The organism is Corynebacterium curieae, assembly GCF_027570035.1.
GTDB classification, from domain to species: Bacteria; Actinomycetota; Actinomycetes; order Mycobacteriales; family Mycobacteriaceae; genus Corynebacterium; species Corynebacterium curieae.
Map to the genome: position 1 here is coordinate 171,348 of NZ_JAKMUU010000001.1, position 17,323 is coordinate 188,670.

The window sequence follows — 17,323 nt, forward strand, 5'->3', positions numbered from 1 at the left end:
GTTATTCTTCCTTTTCCTGGTTGTCTACTTATTTGGGGTGTGGTTAGCCATCAGTTCTTCAAACTGATCAAATAGCGGGTTGGCATCGTGCGGGCCCGCAGCGGATTCCGGGTGGTACTGCACGGAGTAGGCCATGCCGTTGCGCAGTGCCACGCCCTCAACGGTGTCATCATTAAGGCAGATGTGGGTGACCTGTGCGGGGCCGAAGTCGGTGGCAAACTCGGCGTCCTTATCCTCTAGGTCATAGCTTTCCGGCGCCTTGAGCGCGAAGCCGTGATTCTGGGAGGTGATGTCGATCTTGCCGGTTACACCATTGCGCACCGGCACGTTGATGCCGCGGTGGCCGAACTTCATCTTGTAGGTATCTAAGCCCAGCGCACGGCCCAAGAGCTGGTTGCCAAAGCAGATGCCAAAGAACGGAATCTTTGCCTCGAGCACCTGCTTGATAATGCCCACCATTTCATCAGCAGTAGCCGGGTCACCCGGGCCGTTGGAGACGAAGACGCCATCCGGGTTATAAGACTGCACCTTGTCAAAGGAGGTATTAGCTGGCACGACGATGGATTCAATTCCGCGCTGAGCAAAGTGGCGCGGGGTCGCGGTCTTAACGCCCATGTCAAAGGCAACGACGGTGTACTTCTTCTCCCCTACAGCCTCAATCGTGTAGGGCTCGTCAGTCGATACCTCTGCGGCAAGATCGGCGCCTTCCATGGAGTCTTGGGACTTAACTTCTTTCAGTAGCTCCTCTACTGGGCGCTGAGCATCTTCACCGGAGAACAGGCCGGCGGCGATGGAGCCGTAGTTGCGCAGGTGGCGTACCAAGGTGCGGGTATCGATGCCGCGGATTCCAATGACCCCCTGCTTTTCCATCTCTTCGCTCAAGCTGCGCTCTGCGCGCCAGTTGGATACGCGCTGTGCAAGGTCGCGGATAACGAGGCCAGCAACCCAGATACGGTTGCCGTGGGACTCGTTGTCCTCATCATTCCAACCGGTATTGCCAATGTGCGGCGCGGCGGATACCACGATCTGGCGGTGGTAGGACGGGTCCGTCATGGTTTCCTGGTAGCCGGTCATCGCCGTGGTGAATACGGCCTCGCCCAAGGTGGTGCCGGTGGCGCCAAAGCCATAACCGCGGAAGGTTCGCCCGTCCGCGAGAACGAGGATTGCTGGGGTTCTATCAGTCACGTCGTGGCCTTTCTCTGCCATATAGGTGGTTTCAGTGTGCAAGGTTAGTCTTCTTCGGAGGCTGCCAAGTCAAAAGTGACGGCGCCTCGCAAAATGGTGTAGGTAACGCGGGCACCAAATTCTTCGCCAGCGTACGGGTTGTTTTCGGACTTGGAGGCTAGCTTGGAGGAATCAGAAACCCAGTGGTGGTCTGGGTCCACAATGGTCAAGTTAGCTGGCTCGCCTTCTGCGATAGGACGGCCATGGCCTGGCAGGCGGGTAATTTCTGCAGGGCGCTCGGACATGACGCGGGCGACAAAGCGCCAATCGGCCAGCCCGGACTCGACGAAGATTTTGGCGATGACAGCCAAAGAAGATTCCAGGCCCAACATGCCTGGGCGGGCATTTTCAAATTCCACGCACTTGTCTTCGGAGCCGTGCGGGGCGTGGTCGGTGGCAACGCAATCGATGGTGCCGTTGAGCAGCGCCTCGCGCAGTGCCGCGGTATCGCGCTCTTCGCGCAGCGGCGGGTTGACGCGGAAGAGGCCATCGTAGGTGCGCAGCTTGTCATCGGTCATCAACAGGTGGTGCGGGGTTACCTCGGCGGTGAGCGGAATATCCTGCTCCTTTGCCCACTTCAGCAGCTCCACGGTGCCCTGGGTCGAAGCGTGGCAGATGTGCACGCGGTTGCCATAGTCGCGCGCCAACAGGGCGTCACGAGCCACGATGGATTCTTCCGCCACGCGCGGCCAACCGCGCAGGCCTAGCTTGGCCGCGGTCTCGCCCTCATGGGCAGAAGCACCGCCGGTCATGCGGTCATCCTCGGCGTGCTGAGCCAGCAGCACGTCCATGCCCTTGGCATATTCCAAGGCGCGACGCATCAGCTGCGGATCCTGGACGCACTTGCCGTCATCGGAGAACATGCGGACCTTGGCATCCGAGCGGGCCATCATGCCGAACTCAGTAAGGGTCTTGCCTTCCAGGCCCTTGGTTATGGAGCCCACCGGGTGGACGTCGCACAGCGCCAAAGCTTGGGACTTTGCCCATACGGACTCAGCGATGATCGGCTGGTCGGTTACCGGGTTGGTATTAGCCATGGTGAACACGGCGGTAAAACCGCCCTTGGCGGCAGCCTTGGAGCCGGTCTCGATGGTCTCAGTGTCCTCACGGCCGGGCTCGCGCAGGTGCACGTGCATATCCACCAAGCCCGGCAGAAGTACGTCGCCCTGGCCGTCGATGACCTGTGCGTCCTCGGCTTCTGCCGTGGCGCCGATGGCAGCAATAATGCCGTCCTTGACCAAGACATCGGTGGGCTCGCCTTCGCCGTACAGGCGCACATTGCGAATCACGAGCGGGGCTTCCGCCGGCGCGGAAAGGCGACCGGTTTCCGGGTAAGTAGTCATTGTCTCTCCCTAAAGTTGAATGTGGGTCGCGGTTTTAGATGCCGGCGTTTTCGCCATTGGTCAGCAGGGTAAACAGCACCGCCATGCGGGCGTGCACACCGTTGTGCACCTGCTGCAGGACCGCAGTTTTGTCCAAATCAGCGACGCCATAGTTAATCTCCATGCCGCGCAGCATGGGGCCTGGGTGCATGACGATGGCGTCTTTGTGCATGGCCGCCGCGCGATCCTTGGATAGGCCAAAGAGGTTGGCGTACTCGCGGTGGGAGGGGAAGAATCCGCCGTTCATGCGCTCTTGCTGCACGCGCAGCATCATGACGACGTCGGCGTCTGCGATTTCTGCATCAAAGTCATAGGACACGCGCACCGGCCAATTTTCTACCCCAAAGGGCATGAGGGTGGCGGGGCCAACGAGGGTTACCTCTGCACCGAGGGTGGTGCGTAAATCTACGTTGGAGCGCACGACGCGCGAGTGCAGGCAATCGCCCACAATCTTTACCTTCAGTCCGGCAAAGCCTTCGTCGCTGTGCAGGCCCAAGCGCTGGCGCATCGTCACGGCGTCGAGCAGCGCCTGCGTTGGGTGCTGGTGCGCGCCATCGCCCGCGTTGATCACTGAAGGGCCCTGACCATTTGGGGCAACCCACTGGGCTAGTTGCTGCGGCGCACCGGAGGAAGGGTGGCGCATGATGATAGCATCGGCGCCGATGGCGGCCAAGGTAAGGCCCGTATCCTTCAGGGACTCGCCCTTCTTTACCGAGGAGGTGGAGGCAGACAGATTAATAACGTCCGCAGACATCCACTTTCCGGCCGTTTCAAAGGAAGACCGGGTGCGGGTGGAGTTTTCATAAAAGAGGGTATAGATAGTCCGTCCGCGCAGGGTCGGCAACTTCTTTACCTCGCGGCCTTCGAGGGCCTCGCGGAAGCGATCCGCTTCATCCATCAGACCGATAATTTCGCTTCTGTCCAGTTCGGCCATATCGATGAGGTGCTTCATGGTTATGCCTCCCCCGCTTCGGAGCCGGCTCTATCGGTAGTTGCGGCGGCTCGGGTCAATACGACCGCGTCGCGGCCGTCAATCTCGCTGTTGTATACGGTGACATCTTCTTCTCGCGCGGTGGGCAGATTCTTACCCACATAGTCGGCGCGGATAGGAACCTCGCGGTGGCCGCGATCTACAAGGACGGCCAGCTGAATAATGTCCGGGCGGCCCACGTCGCTCAACGCATCCAAGGCAGCGCGGATAGTGCGGCCGGAATACAGCACATCGTCAACCAAAATGACGGTGGCATTATCGATGCCGCCGGTGGGAATCGTCGTCGGTTGGAGTGCGCGATGCGGCTTATTCAAAAGGTCATCGCGGTAAAGGGTGATATCGAGGGAGCCCCATGGGACTGCAACCCCGGAAAATTCTTCAATCTTGTGCGCTAGGCGCTGTGCAAGTGGCACGCCACCAGAGGGAATGCCAAGCAGAATGACCCACGGTGCGTCCGCGGAATCGAGCGCCGTTTTTTCAATGATCTGGTGCGCGATGCGTGCAACGGTACGCGAAACGTCATCGGAGCTTAAAAGCTCTAGCTTGTTCGCGGTGGCGTCAGTTCCACTCATCGTGACCTCCTTCCCCGCCTCACGGTGCGGTCTTTAAAGGATGCCGGTTGATGGTCTCAAAAATGTCTATGCTGTTAGACACAAAAGACTCTAGCACCTTCCCCACCATTTGGGTGTGGGCATATAGAAGGAGGCGCATCACCCAGTGAGTTTCACCGCTGAACACGTAGTTCCCGCCCCGCGCGAGCAAGTCTGGCGGTGGCATACCCGCCAAGGCGCTTTAGCCCGCCTAAACGCGCCCTTTACCTTCATGAAGCCCATCCAGCAGGCAGAGAATCTGGGCGATGGTACCTCCATTTTGGGCCTTCCGGGCGGCCTGCGCTGGACCGCTCAGCACGTGCTTTCCCAATACCGCGAGGGCTATGAATTCACCGACGTCTGCGTAAACTCCCCTATCCGCAGATTCGCTAAATGGCAGCACCATCACACCTTTGCGGATCACCCAAGCGGCACGCTTGTTCGCGATGAAGTCTCGACCCGCATCCCTTCCGCGGCGCTGAAATCGGTTTTTGCCTACCGTCAGCACCAGCTCATTGAGGATTTTTCCTTTCTCCAGCGGCTTGCCGACGCCTCCTTAAACACCCAACCACTAACCATCGCCATGACCGGCTCGCGCGGCAGCGTAGGCACAGCGCTCAGCGCACAACTGCGCACCACCGGGCACACGGTAATCCAGCTCGTGCGCGGCACGGCGACTAAGGGGCAGCGTACCTGGCGACCAGAACATCCCGATCCCGACCTCTTGCACGGGGTCGACGTTCTTGTTCACCTAGCCGGCGAGCCCATCTTCGGCCGCTTCAATGACGAGCACAAGGCCGCCATCCGCGATTCCCGCGTTGGCCCCACCGAGCCCCTTGCCCGTCTAGCGGGAACTACGGATTCCGTCCACACCATGGTCTGCGCTTCTGCAGTGGGCTACTACGGAGCCGACCGCGGCGATGAAGTCCTCACCGAGGAATCCGCACCTGGCGAGGGCTTCCTCGCAGACGTTGTGGTCGACTGGGAACGCGCCTGCGAGCCCGCCCGCACCGCGGGCACCCGCGTGGTCAATATCCGCACCGGCATCGCCATGTCAGGCGGTTCCGGCCTCCTGCCGCTGCTGCGCGCCCTCTTCTCTACCGGCCTTGGCGGCCCTTTCGGCGACGGTGAGTTCTGGTTCAGCTGGATCGCCCTCGATGATCTGACGGATGCCTATTTCCGCGCCATCGTAGACGATTCGCTAGAAGGCCCGGTCAATGCGGCCTCGCCTAACCCGGTGCTCAACAAAGACTTCGTAAAAGCCCTCGGCGCCGAGTTGCACCGCCCGGCCGTGCTGCCTGTTCCGCCCTTCGGACCCGCAATCTTGCTGGGCAAGGAAGGTGCCCAAGAGTTGGCCCTAGCGCAACAACGCGTAAGCCCCACGGTTCTGCAGAACAGTGGACATACGTTCCGCTACCCCACAATTGATACTGCCCTCGCCCACGAACTCGGCGGCGAGCGCCTATGGCAGTCCCAGTAGCGGATTCCGAACTTAGGTAAACTAGCAAAGGTTGACCTTTATCCCCGATTAGTACATGGATTGAGACTACTTAAGTGTCTGAAGAACCAACCCTGTATCCCGATACGCCGGTAGAGCCCGTAATTCTCGAGCGCATCGGCGAGATCTTTGCATCTGAGAACCTGGAATACCGCCTCGAAGAGCAGCCAGTGAGCGAGGAAGAGACCGTGCAGATCCTGCGCACGGGTTTCTCCAACGTCGCCATCGCCATGCAGGTGCGCGATGATGTGCTCGTGGCAGATTCCGTCTGGCGCGGCAACGTGCCTTCTTCTGAGGGCCCAAGCCTGTTGACGGTGCTCAACCAGTGGAACCAGCAGCACTTCGCGCCGACCCTGCGCTTCTTTGAGTCAGCCGAGAATAACCTCGCCGTCTCCGGCGTGCGCGAGATCAACATTGCCCACGGTTTGTCCCGCAACCAGATCGGCGCCTTCGTGATGTCCACGCTGGATTCTATGCTGCAGTCCTTCGCCTTCGTGGAAGAACACTACCCACAGCTCGTGACTTGGGAGGAGCACAACCATGACTAATGCCTCTACCGAAAACAACCTGCCGGAGATCACCCTTGACCGCGTTGTCGAGGCCATGCGCACCTTCGACATCGAATTGACCAAGATGGACAGCGATATTGAGGCAGCTACAGCCAACCTCAATGGCCTGCCTACCATGTTCGCGGTCCTTGATTCCGTGGTTATCGTCCGTTGCGATGTGCCTACCGACGCCGCCTATTCCAAGGCCGATGCCGGCCTCTTCCTCGCGGCTAACCAGATCAACTCCGTAGCCTTCGGCGCGCGCGCAGTTATCTCGGAGCACGATGACATGCTCGTGGTGCGCACCGAGCGCGATATCCCTGCCGCTGCCGGCATGACCGATGAGCAGCTGCAGGCAGCCTTGAAATCTGCAGTAGACGGCGTAATCCGTGGACAGGACGCCATGGTCTCTGCTGCGGAAGAAATGGCCAAGCTTGGCTCCGAAACTGCTGGCAACGCCGGCGCGGAAGGCAATAACTCCGGTGCTGGAGATGCCACGAGTTAACTAACGCCGCCTAAGATGCAAGCTCCCTTAGCCTTCCATTCCTCATGCGGGATTGGGCGGCAAAAAGGGAGCTTTTCTTGTGGACATTCACTCGGCGTCGAGGATGCGCTGGCGTTCTTGCTCAGGATCAAAATCCGGTGCAGGCCAAGAAAGCTCTAGGTGGCGCAACGCGTCCACCATGAGGAATTTCAACGCCATGCGGGCGTATTTCTTATTGTCCGTGGGGAGGACATACCACGGTGCCCAGATTTCATCTGTTCGGCGAATGGCATCTTCATAAGCAGCCATGTACTCGTCCCAATATCCGCGCTCCTCAATATCGGATGGATCGTATTTCCAATATTTGTCCTCGCGTTCGGTGCGCTCCAGGAGGTTTTCTTTTTGGAACTGCGGAGAGATATGCAGAAATATCTTTAAAATCTTAACGCTGCGGCCGGCAAGTTCCTGCTCATAGTCCCGTATGGCTGCAAAACGGCGGTCCACTTCGTCTTCGTCTACCCATTTATGTACCCGCTGGATGAGCACATCTTCATAATGGGAGCGGTCGAACGCCACAATCTGGCCCGGCCGGGGGTCATGTTTGCGAATGCGCCACAAAAAGTCGTGCGCCAATTCCTCGTCCGTCGGTTTGCCAAAGCCCACAGTTTTGGTGCCTTGCGGGTCAAAGACCGAAAAGACATTACGTATGGCGCCGCCCTTGCCGGAGGTATCCATCCCTTGCAAAACCACCAGTAAAGACGGCGCGCCATCTTCATGCGCGCGACCATTAGCAAAAAGACGCTCTTGGAGCTCATAAAGCTCTTCGTCGTAACGTGCAAAGCGAGCAGCAAGGTCGGCCTTAGAGCCACTAAAACCTGGCGTAACGGCAGGGTCTACATCAGCGAGGCGGAAGTTCTTCCCTGCTCTCAGGCCCAGCGCATCATGAATCTTGAATTTGCCCATGCCTGCCATGGTACAAGAATACCGCCCGCCGCCAGCCTGGTGTTTCTACCAAGCCGACCACAGGCGGAAAATTGGCTCACGATAAAAGGGCGCGAGTATTACTCGACGGTGCTACTCGGCCGAGTCTTCCGCAGATTCAGAATCCTCATCAGTCGCGGTAGCGTTGCTCGCAGTCTCTGCCGATTCTGCTGGTGGAACGGCATCCGTGGTGTCCTTAGCCGCAGCAGCATCGTGTTCCTCTTCCTCTAGGCCCTGGTTCTCTGCAGACATCGGGCTTTCGGCGGAGCGGGACTGCGCCACATCGTCCAATACCGCGTGGATATACGGTGCTGCCTGCTCATTGGAGTACTGAGAGGCGATTTCTACGCCTTCTACTACAGCGGTGGCGGTAGGAATATCGGGATTGAAGAGTAGCTCCCAGACCGAAACGCGCAGGATAGCGCGGTCTACTGCGGGAATACGGTGCAGCTCCCAGTCCTCAGAAAGGTAGCGAGCGATAGTCTCATCGATGACATCAAGCTCTTCGGCTGCGCCCTTGATAATGACCTTGGTGTACTCGGCAATCGGCGCTACCGCGTTGCGATCCTCACGTGCCAAGGCGATGCGATCCTCCACGATGGCGACGGGATCGACGTCCCTGTTTTCTGCTTCGTAGAGGATATCGGCGGCACGGCGACGTGCGCGGTAGCGCGCGGTGTGCCGCTTGTAGTTGATATCGCGCTTAGGGGTGTTATCAGACACAGTCAGATGCCCTAGTTGTTAACGCGGGAGAGGTACTCGCCGGTACGGGTATCGATCTTGAGGACGTTGCCGATCTCAATGAACAGCGGAACCTGGATCTCAGCGCCGGTCTCCAAGGTAGCAGGCTTGGTGCCACCAGAAGAACGGTCACCCTGCAGGCCAGGTTCGGTGTGCTCGACCTTAAGGTCTACGGAAATAGGCAGTTCTGCAAAAAGTGCCTCATCCTCGTAGAAGGAAACCTGAACGCGCATGTTCTCCAGCAGGAAGCGAGCGGCATCGCCGAACTTCTCCGGTGGGAGCTCAAACTGCTCGAAGGTCTTTTCATCCATGACAACGTAGCTGGTGCCATCGTTGTACAGGTAGGTCATATCGCGGCGATCCACAGTAGCGGTCTCTACCTTCACGCCTGCATTCCAGGTCTTGTCCACGGTCTTCCCGGAGACAACATCCTTGAGCTTGGTGCGCACGAAGGCGGGGCCCTTGCCCGGCTTCACGTGCTGGAACTCAACGATCTGCATGAGTTTGTTGTCGATCTTCAGAACGAGGCCGTTCTTGAAATCAGTAGTATCAGCCATTGCGGTTAAACTCCCGAAAATTGTGGACTAAAGGTTGAAAGCAATGTTTAAGCCTACCGGACAACTGCCCCTTGGGGTATTACCGGTCCCCCATTTCTGACCTACATTGACACGAGAAGTGACCTTCGAGGATTTTCGCCTGCCCAAAGCAACCGAGTTCCCCGATAATCAATCGTTTTTATCCAGCAATAACTCGCTGTACGATATGGTTTTGCATTATTGATTTTTCTCATATCTACCAAGGATCTTTGCGATGTCTCTCAAGAAGCTTTATGCCATTGCTACCACTACCGGCGCGGCCGTAGCAGCGCTTACCGCTCCACAGGCGATGGCGGCGGATGCCCAGACCGTAATGTTTGGTGATTCTGTCTTCGCCAACCCTACATATGGCCAGGTCGGCACGACCTCGAGCCTGTCTCCTTCGGCGGGCACCACGCTGTCTTCCGCAACCCATGGCATTGAAGACACCCCGGGTGCACCTTCCCCACAGGGCTGCCCGCAGGGCCAGAGCAATGTTGGCCGCGAACTTGCACGCGTTTCTGGCCAGCACGTTGCCAACTACGCCTGTTCCGCGGCGAAGGCCGCCGGCCATTCGCACCGCAAGGACTTTGATGAGCAGATCAACGGCGCAATCGCCAATAATGATCTCAATGGCGCAACGAAGAATGTTCTCATCCAGTTCGGCGCCAACGATTTCCAAGAGATCATGCGCCCCTCGCTTTCTTCATCCAACCCCTACTTTGACGGTATGAAGCATTCGATCCAGCGGGTTCGCCAGGCCGCTCCGAATGCCCGCATCACCGTTGTAGGTTACCCCGCCGTCTCCGCCCGCAACGGCGCAGTCTGTCCTCTGCGTACCTCCATGCCGGGCTCCACCGCTACCGGTTTCAATATGGATTACGCGGGCCTGGTGCGCACCGGTGAGGACCACGTCAATAGCGCGATGTACAAGGCAGCGAGCGCAAACGGCGTGCAGTACTACGACCTACGCGCCGATTCCATTGATCACGGCATGTGCGCGCCGGATAGCACCCGCTGGATTTCTGGCAAGTGGGAGTACTCCGTACCGCACAACCTCTTTAACCACCTCACGCACCTGGGCAACCAGAATGTCGCCCAGCTGCTCAACTCCAAGGTGCTGGCCCACTAACCCGGCACTTCGGTGAACTCCTTCGTCGCGGCAGTGATGATCTTCGGCGCACCATCGGTGATGATGAGGGTATCTTCGATGCGCACGCCACCCTTGCCCGGCACGTAGATGCCGGGCTCGATGGTCAAGGTCATACCGGCAGCGAGTTCACCCTTGCCGGTCTGAGCCGCGAACGGGGCCTCGTGGACGTCAAGACCCACACCGTGTCCCGTCGAATGCACAAAGTAATCGCCATAGCCGGCGGCAGAGATGACGTCGCGGCAGGCGGCGTCGACGTCGGCAAGCGTAGCGCCCGGCACCGACGCTGCCACGCCCGCCTTTTGAGCACGAAGCACCACGTCATAAATTTCCTTAGCAAAGTCATTCGCCGAGCCCACGACGTAGGTGCGGGTGCAATCGGAGTTAAACCCGCGCAGGTGCGCACCGAAATCGATGGTCACTAGGTCGCCGTCCTCGATGATCCGGTCATCAGCGCCATGGTGCGGCATCGCCGAATTCGGGCCAGAAGCGACGATGGTATCGAAGCTCACCCGCTCCGAGCCCAGCATACGCATCCGGTATTCCAAATCGGCGGCCACCTGGCGCTCGGTGCGGCCGGCACGCAGCTCGCCTGCAGCAAGCAAGTCTTCCAGTGCCTGGTTGGCCAGCGCGGCAATTTCTTCCAGCTTTTCTAGCTCAAGTTGGTCCTTGACCAAGCGGATATTTTCAATCACCCCAGCAACAGGGACCAAGGTGACCGACTCCGGAGCCGACTCTTCAAGGTCCTTGAGCTCAGAGACCGTGAGATAGTCGGCTTCGAAACCCACGCGGACCGGCCCCTCAACATCGGCAAACTGCTGGAGAAGCACCTTTCCTACTGCGCGGCCTTGGATAGCCTCCAGATCAGGAACCTCGCGGGCAATCTGCGTGGTATACCGGCCGTCGGTAGCAACCTGCGCGGTAAGATCCTTGCGCAAAAGCAGCCCGCCATTCGAACCGGAGAACCCCGAAAGGTAGCGCACGTGCGTGAGGTGGGTTACCAGCACGGCATCTATGCGCTGGCCGGCCAGTTCCGCGGCAAGCTTGCGGCGCCGGTCGCTAAAGCGGGTATCTGCCAAAGCCATGATTTCATCCTTCTGGGTCGACAACGGTATAGAAAGTATCCACCCAGTATATCGACCCCGCCACCACAGTTGGGCCGAATTATCTCTCCACGGCTTCTATCCAGCCCGTTCGTGGGGGCTTATTGGCACAGGTAATCCACTGCCGCCACGTAGCCAAAGACTCCCAACCCGGCAATGACGCCGCGGGCAATAGGGCTGAGATAAGAGTGATGGCGGAAGGGCTCGCGCGCGTGCACATTAGAGATATGTACCTCAACGAATCCGGCGCCTTCCGCGACCTCTGCCAGGGCGTCTCGCAGGGCCACTGAGGTATGGGTAAATCCGCCGGGGTTAATTATTACGGGGTGTCCCGCATCCGCAGCGGCATGTACTTTTTCAATCAGCTCCCCCTCATGGTTGGACTGGAAGCACTCTACTTCTGCACCGTGCTCGGCGGCGTGAGAGGAGACCATTTTCTCTACATCCTCCAGGGTGGTGGAACCGTAAACATCCGGCTGCCGCTTTCCCAAGCGGTTCAAGTTCGGGCCATTGAGTACAATAATCTTCATTTCTACTCCGAAATCGCGGCGTAGGCCGCCTCTAACTCTTCCGTGCTGGGGCCTTCTAAGCGCGTGGTCTCGCCCACCCCAGTCAAGGCGACGAAGCGAATCTTGCCGTCGCGGTTCTTCTTATCGTGGGTCATTGCCTCATGCAGGTCTGCAAACTGGCCTGCTCTATATGACGTCGGCAGCCCAATGCTGTGCAGGATACGCCGGTGCTTTTCCACAAGTTCAGTGTCAATGAGGCCGCGCGCATGCGACAGGTGGGCAATAAACATCATGCCGACCGCTACCGCGTTGCCATGGCGCCATTCGTAATGTTCATGGCGCTCCACAGCATGGCCAAAGGTATGGCCGTAGTTCAGCGTTTCACGCAGTCCCGATTCTTTGAGGTCCTCTCCTACCACTGCGGCCTTAACCGCGATGGAGCGCGCAATCAACTCTGGAAGGAAGCCCTGCGGATCCAAACAAGCGGCAGGGTCGCTCTCATAGCGCTCAAGGATTATCGGGTCATGGATGAACCCAGTCTTGATGATCTCCGCTGACCCAGCCACGAGTTCCGCCGACGGCAGGGTTTCGAGGCGTTCCAGATCCACAAATACAGAATCCGGCTCGTGGAAGGCACCGACCAGATTTTTCCCGGCTGCCGTATTGATGCCGGTCTTGCCGCCGACGGCTGCGTCAACCATGGCCAAAAGCGTGGTAGGAACCTGGATGACCTTGATGCCGCGCATCCACCCGGCTGCGGCGAACCCAGCCAAATCGGTGGTGGCACCACCGCCCAAGCCAATGATGACGTCACGGCGGTTAAAGCCCTTCTCCCCCAGCTGGTCCCACACGCCGCCGATAACGCTGAGCTGCTTAGCGGCCTCGGCATCGGGGACGTCGATAAGCGTAGGCGAAACTCCCTCCGCAGCAACGAGTTCGGCTAGGTGCTCAGCCGCGGCACGCAGCGGCGGCTGGAAGACAATGCCCGCCTGGTTGGCACCAATCTCCACGCAGCGCCGTGCGATGTCTTGGTTTAGACCGGCGCCAATGCGAGCTTCATAGGGCTGCGGTCCGTTAACGGCAATCGTGGGCATGATGATCCTTTCCGTTCGCCGCCAAGCCGGTGTGGCGAGGAACAAGTGCTAGCGCAGGAGCTTTTAAAGGGTATCGAGGAAGCCGAGAATATCGCCCACTACCTGCTGCGGGGTCCGGGCATCGGTACGCACCCGATAATCGGCAACTTCCAGGTAATACGGGCGCCGCGTCTCCACGAGGCTGCGATAGTGCTCAAGGGGATCGTCAGCCGCAAGAACCGGCCGGTTACTATCACCGGAGGTGCGTCGTGCACCCTCTTCAGGGGAAATATCCAAGAAGATTACGGTATGGCGCTCCAGTAGTTCACGGGTAGAATCCGTGAGCACCGCCCCGCCGCCCAAGCTGACAACCCCAGATGTGCGCAAGGCAGCAGCTACGTGCTCGGCCTCAAGCGCGCGGAAGCCTGGCTCGCCGAGCTCGCTAAAGACTTCCCCACAAGGCTTTTCCTTTGCCTGTTCGATGAGGTGATCCGAATCCACCAATTCACAGCTCAAGGCATGAGAAAGGCGGCGGCCAATGGTGGATTTGCCCGCGCCCGGCGGGCCAACCAAAACAACGCGTGGACGGGGTTGCCCCGTGACAGCGGCTGGGGTGGTCATAACCTACTCCTGGTTAAAAGCAAGACGGTCCGAAACGTATTTATCATACGCAGCAATGGCCTGGGAAGTTTCTTCGAGGCTATCCCCGCCGAACTTCTCAAGCACAGAACGCGCAAGAACGAGGGCAACCATGGCTTCCGCCACCACACCGGCCGCTGGAACGGCGCAAACGTCCGAACGCTGGTGGATCGCTGTAGCATCGGCGCCGGATTCCATATCAATCGTGCGCAGCGCGCGCGGAACGGTGGAAATCGGCTTCATCGCCGCACGCACACGCAATTGTTGCCCATTAGTCATGCCGCCTTCCAGTCCACCTGCACGGTTGGTGAGGCGGGATACGCCGTCTGCAGTTCGCACCATTTCATCGTGGGCAGCGGAGCCGCGACGACGAGCCTCTGCAAAACCATCACCAATTTCCACGCCCTTGATAGCTTGAATCCCCATCAAAGCGCTGGCCAATTGTGCGTCCAGGCGGTCATCGCCGGAAATGTGCGATCCTAGCCCAATAGGGAGGCCATCCACCACGACCTCCACGATGCCGCCCAAGGTATCGCCCTGCTTCTTTGCGGCCTCGATTTCCGCGATCATGGAAGCCTCTGCCTCCTTATCACAGGCGCGAACTGGCGAATCATCGATCGCTTCGATATCCGCGAATGCTGGCGCGGGCCTCTCATAAGGCTCGGAAGCGCCAATAGAAATAACGTGGGAGAAAACCTCGACGCCGAGGGTTTCGCGCAGGAAATTGCGCGCAACGGTAGCGGCAGCCACACGCGCCGCAGTCTCGCGGGCGGAAGAGCGCTCCAGAACCGGCCGCGCTTCGCTGTGGCGGTATTTCACCATTCCGGCAAAGTCCGCGTGTCCTGGACGCGGCCTAGTCAAGGCGGCACCACGCCCCGAGTTCATCGCCTTAATATTGTCTTCATCGTCCATATCCAACGGATCGGGCGACATGATAGTGGTCCACTTCGGCCACTCCGTATTGCCAATCATGATGGCGATGGGGCTACCCAAGGTGAGCCCGTGGCGGACTCCTCCCAGAACAGTGACCTCATCAGCCTCAAATTTCATACGGGCGCCACGGCCATAGCCTAGGCGGCGCCGGGAAAGCTGATGGGAAATATCGGCGCGGGTGATAGGAACCCCGGCGGGCATGTGCTCCAGCAAAGAAATAAGAGCCTGGCCGTGGGATTCACCTGCAGTAGTCCAACGAAGCATGCGGGTATTATCGCACGGCATGGCCAATCCAGTACGAACTTGGCCCTGCAATATATTCTTCCACCCCCTCAAAGAGGGTGTACACACACCACGACAACGGCCGCGGCAAGCAACATCGCGGGGCCATGCGGGCTTTTCTTATGCCCAGTCCACGCAGACCAAAAAGCGTCAGAATAGACGCGCAGCCACTCGCCGCCACCACCCCCATAAACCCCGCCACATGCCCCACCAGCATCCCCAAGGGCAGGGCGAGTTTTATATCTCCTCCGCCCACGCCTGCGTGGGCCAGCCCCAGCACGAGGTATATCCCCGGCCACCACAGTCCATTCCAATTGGCAACGGTAAGTGACAGCGCTGCTGCCGGCAGCGTTAGCCAATCTGGCAAACGGCGCTGTCGAACGTCCCACCAAGACAGCACTGCTGCCCAGGAACAATAGATAATTCCCCCGAAAATAAGCACGGGGCTCAGAGTAGGCCACGCTTTGAGGAAGCGCTGACCGCTTGCTCATGCACGGCGAAATCTGCTGCGTGTTACCCCACGCGGTTGCGGCCCGCGCTTGCCGACGCCTCTCCTAGTAAGACGTTTGCGAGCGTCGCCGCAATTCCTCGTTCAATGCTTCCAACATTTCTTCCCGCGGAGCGGCCACCCCTGTAAATTGCTCGAATTGGCTAAACGCTTGGTGTGCGAGCATGACATGACCGCCGATAGTTTTGTGCCCATTGGCCGCCGCACACGTGGTTAGCGGTGTGGGCCAGGGATCATAGATGACATCCAGCACCGGTGCGTGGGCGATGTCAAAAACATAGTCTTCCAACGCAGCGGCTGGAACGGTAGACACAATGACGTCGGCTGCACGAGACAGCGCTGACAAGTCCTTGTCGAAGCCGGCAAAGGAAAGCTCCAGCCCCAATTCATAGGCAAGAGGTAACAACTCGGCGCTACGGTCCGAACGGTTAAGCACCATAACGTTAGTCACCCCGCGCTCGGCAAGCGCCCACAACGCGGGACGGGCGGTGCCCCCTGCACCGATGAGCAGCGCGTGGCCTACTGGCTCATCCCCTAATAGTTCTGCGAGGGCACCGCGCACGCCCTCGGTGTCGGTATTGTCTGCAAACCAACCATCTGCCCTACGCACCAAGGTATTAGCCGAGCCAATCAGCTGTGCGCGGTCGCTCACGGAATCTGCGAGACGGAGGGCGGCGAATTTGCCCGGCATGGTGACGGAGAAACCAACGAAGTCTGGATCGCTTGTCTCTACTAAGTCCGGCAAACCTTCTGCTGTCGTTTCGAAGCGGGTGTAGTCCCACCCTGCCAGCCCGGCTGCCTCGTAGCCAGCATTGTGGAGCACCGGAGACAAGGAATGCTCTATGGGACTGCCCAAGACTGCCGCGCGTGGCATGATGATCTACCCCTTAATGGCTGGCGGGACTCTAGGGAGCCGGTTGATCGGCAGCAGCGTCGCCGTTGCCGGAACCAGCGCCTTCGCCCTCGCGCTTCGAATCGAGAACGCCGGATCGGATGGCATCATCCACACGGCCCAAGTGCTCATCGTACGTATCCGAGAATACGGTGGTGCCTTCTTCGTCCACGGTGACGAAGAACTTCCAATTACCCTCGGCCGGTTGCTCCATAGCTTGGATAGCTTCATCGGATGGAGATGCAATCGGAGTGTCCGGCAGGCCTTCCTTCGCGTAGGTATTCCATGGGGTCTTTTCCTCACGGGCCTCATCGGTGGTGGCAAGCTCAACGTCTTCCAGGCCGTAGTTCACGGTGGAGTCAAACTCGAGACGCATCGGCTCATCCAAACGATTGAGGATGACGCGGGCTACCTTATCGAACTCACCAGCTGGGGCCTCACGCTCTACCAAGGAAGCGGAGGTAAGCAGCTCATATGGGCTCAGCCCAATGGCCTTTGCGCGCTCTTCAATATTGGTCTCATTGTAACGCTTGGTCGAGCGAGTAATGAGATCCTTAAGGATGTCCTTGGCCTCCATATTGGGATCCAAGACGTACTGGCCAGGGGCAATGAGGCCCTCGATGCGCTTAGGGTCATTGCCGCGCTTGTTGATAGCATCCAGAGCCCACTGTGGTGCACCCAGTTCAGCCGGGTCGGTTTCCGCCGCGACCTTCTCCAAGTCTTCCTTCTTCAGGCAGTTGCCATCGTTGCAGCTTACCTTAGAGATGAGGGAGTAAATGCCGTAGCGGACATCTCCGCCGACAACCTTGACATCTTCCAAGGTAGCGCCGCCTTGAACCTCAAGCATGTCTACGCGGTTATTCTTATCCAGCAAAGCCTCTACCGCAGATTCCGCGCTCATCTCTTCTTGTAGACGGTAGAACCCAGGCTGAATCTGGCTTGCGCTGTGATTCATGGACGCGGCAGAGTCAAAGGCGTCTTGAGTCTTCACCACATTCTTTTCCACCAAGGCGGGCCCCAGCTCTGACATAGACGAGCCCTCAGGCACCTCCACGAGTTGGGTAGTACCGTTGCCGGTTCCTTCATAGTCGGCCGAAGTATTTCCGAGACGGAATCCGATGTAGATAAGGGCACCAAGGATAACGATGATAGATGCGACGATGACGGCAATACCGCGCTGGCGGCGTTTGACGTATTTCGGGTCCATCGATCGGCCGAGG

19 protein-coding genes are annotated in these 17,323 nt (G+C 58.9%); 4 read left to right on the forward strand and 15 right to left on the reverse strand.

Translation table 11 applies throughout. The features are described 5' to 3' along the window. Window positions 1-24: 24 nt before the first annotated feature. Genes carA through pyrR form a run of 4 tightly spaced genes read right to left on the reverse strand, consistent with a single transcriptional unit; the run spans window position 25 to window position 4,169 of the window. Window positions 25-1,206 carry a glutamine-hydrolyzing carbamoyl-phosphate synthase small subunit gene (gene carA, locus L8V01_RS00795; RefSeq protein ID WP_269945283.1) on the reverse strand — a complete coding sequence of 394 codons (1,182 nt, stop codon included), beginning with the start codon at window positions 1,204-1,206 and terminating at the stop codon, window positions 25-27. Window positions 1,207-1,229: 23 nt separating this feature from the next. Continuing rightward, window positions 1,230-2,567 carry a dihydroorotase gene (locus L8V01_RS00800; protein ID WP_269945284.1) on the reverse strand — a complete coding sequence of 446 codons (1,338 nt, stop codon included), beginning with the start codon at window positions 2,565-2,567 and terminating at the stop codon, window positions 1,230-1,232. Window positions 2,568-2,601: 34 nt separating this feature from the next. Further along, complete coding sequence (locus L8V01_RS00805) at window positions 2,602-3,558, reverse strand: aspartate carbamoyltransferase catalytic subunit (RefSeq protein WP_269945285.1); 957 nt, start codon at window positions 3,556-3,558, stop codon at window positions 2,602-2,604. Between the two features lie 2 nt (window positions 3,559-3,560). Then, window positions 3,561-4,169 carry a bifunctional pyr operon transcriptional regulator/uracil phosphoribosyltransferase PyrR gene (gene pyrR, locus L8V01_RS00810; protein WP_269945286.1) on the reverse strand — a complete coding sequence of 203 codons (609 nt, stop codon included), beginning with the start codon at window positions 4,167-4,169 and terminating at the stop codon, window positions 3,561-3,563. 145 nt (window positions 4,170-4,314) lie between these two features. On the opposite strand from pyrR, the gene L8V01_RS00815 reads away from it, so the two are divergent. From L8V01_RS00815 to L8V01_RS00825, 3 genes are all read left to right on the forward strand, one after another. Then, a complete protein-coding gene (locus L8V01_RS00815; protein WP_269945287.1) occupies window positions 4,315-5,667 on the forward strand; it encodes a TIGR01777 family oxidoreductase in 1,353 nt (450 codons plus the stop codon). 74 nt (window positions 5,668-5,741) lie between these two features. After that, window positions 5,742-6,233, forward strand: a complete 492-nt coding sequence (locus L8V01_RS00820; RefSeq protein WP_269945288.1) for a YbjN domain-containing protein — start codon at window positions 5,742-5,744, stop codon at window positions 6,231-6,233. After that, window positions 6,226-6,738, forward strand: coding sequence for a YbjN domain-containing protein (locus tag L8V01_RS00825; protein ID WP_269945289.1), 513 nt, complete (start codon window positions 6,226-6,228; stop codon window positions 6,736-6,738). Before L8V01_RS00820 ends, L8V01_RS00825 begins: the two co-directional genes overlap by 8 nt. A gap of 87 nt (window positions 6,739-6,825) precedes the next feature. On the opposite strand, the gene L8V01_RS00830 is transcribed toward L8V01_RS00825, so the two are convergent. The 3 genes from L8V01_RS00830 to efp all read right to left on the reverse strand — a co-directional run bounded on the left by L8V01_RS00830 (window position 6,826) and on the right by efp (window position 8,996). Continuing rightward, window positions 6,826-7,680, reverse strand: coding sequence for a PPK2 family polyphosphate kinase (locus tag L8V01_RS00830; protein WP_269945290.1), 855 nt, complete (start codon window positions 7,678-7,680; stop codon window positions 6,826-6,828). 111 nt (window positions 7,681-7,791) lie between these two features. Next, window positions 7,792-8,421 (reverse strand): transcription antitermination factor NusB, encoded by a 630-nt coding sequence (gene nusB, locus L8V01_RS00835; protein WP_269945291.1) that lies wholly within the window; start codon window positions 8,419-8,421, stop codon window positions 7,792-7,794. 11 nt (window positions 8,422-8,432) lie between these two features. Further along, window positions 8,433-8,996 (reverse strand): elongation factor P, encoded by a 564-nt coding sequence (gene efp, locus L8V01_RS00840; protein ID WP_023021466.1) that lies wholly within the window; start codon window positions 8,994-8,996, stop codon window positions 8,433-8,435. A gap of 253 nt (window positions 8,997-9,249) precedes the next feature. Between efp and L8V01_RS00845 the strand changes: the two genes are divergently transcribed. Further along, window positions 9,250-10,146 carry a GDSL-type esterase/lipase family protein gene (locus tag L8V01_RS00845; protein ID WP_269945292.1) on the forward strand — a complete coding sequence of 299 codons (897 nt, stop codon included), beginning with the start codon at window positions 9,250-9,252 and terminating at the stop codon, window positions 10,144-10,146. Here the strand turns inward: L8V01_RS00845 and L8V01_RS00850 are convergent. The 8 genes from L8V01_RS00850 to mltG all read right to left on the reverse strand — a co-directional run bounded on the left by L8V01_RS00850 (window position 10,143) and on the right by mltG (window position 17,310). Next, a complete protein-coding gene (locus L8V01_RS00850) occupies window positions 10,143-11,249 on the reverse strand; it encodes an aminopeptidase P family protein (RefSeq protein ID WP_269945293.1) in 1,107 nt (368 codons plus the stop codon). The genes L8V01_RS00845 and L8V01_RS00850 overlap by 4 nt on opposite strands. Before the next feature lie 119 nt (window positions 11,250-11,368). Then, window positions 11,369-11,797, reverse strand: coding sequence for a type II 3-dehydroquinate dehydratase (gene aroQ, locus L8V01_RS00855; protein WP_269945294.1), 429 nt, complete (start codon window positions 11,795-11,797; stop codon window positions 11,369-11,371). A gap of 2 nt (window positions 11,798-11,799) precedes the next feature. Continuing rightward, window positions 11,800-12,870: a 3-dehydroquinate synthase gene (aroB, locus tag L8V01_RS00860; RefSeq protein WP_269945295.1), complete on the reverse strand. Its 1,071-nt coding sequence runs from the start codon at window positions 12,868-12,870 to the stop codon at window positions 11,800-11,802. Window positions 12,871-12,933: 63 nt separating this feature from the next. Then, complete coding sequence (locus L8V01_RS00865; RefSeq protein WP_269945296.1) at window positions 12,934-13,470, reverse strand: shikimate kinase; 537 nt, start codon at window positions 13,468-13,470, stop codon at window positions 12,934-12,936. Window positions 13,471-13,473: 3 nt separating this feature from the next. Next, entirely contained in the window at window positions 13,474-14,685 is a 1,212-nt protein-coding gene (gene aroC, locus L8V01_RS00870; RefSeq protein ID WP_269945297.1) for a chorismate synthase, read from the reverse strand. Between the two features lie 7 nt (window positions 14,686-14,692). Continuing rightward, entirely contained in the window at window positions 14,693-15,145 is a 453-nt protein-coding gene (locus L8V01_RS00875) for an A24 family peptidase (RefSeq protein ID WP_316986883.1), read from the reverse strand. A gap of 112 nt (window positions 15,146-15,257) precedes the next feature. Further along, entirely contained in the window at window positions 15,258-16,085 is an 828-nt protein-coding gene (locus tag L8V01_RS00880) for a shikimate dehydrogenase (RefSeq protein WP_269945298.1), read from the reverse strand. A 31-nt stretch (window positions 16,086-16,116) separates the two neighbouring features. Beyond that, window positions 16,117-17,310, reverse strand: a complete 1,194-nt coding sequence (mltG, locus tag L8V01_RS00885; RefSeq protein ID WP_269945879.1) for an endolytic transglycosylase MltG — start codon at window positions 17,308-17,310, stop codon at window positions 16,117-16,119. Window positions 17,311-17,323 lie beyond the last annotated feature (13 nt).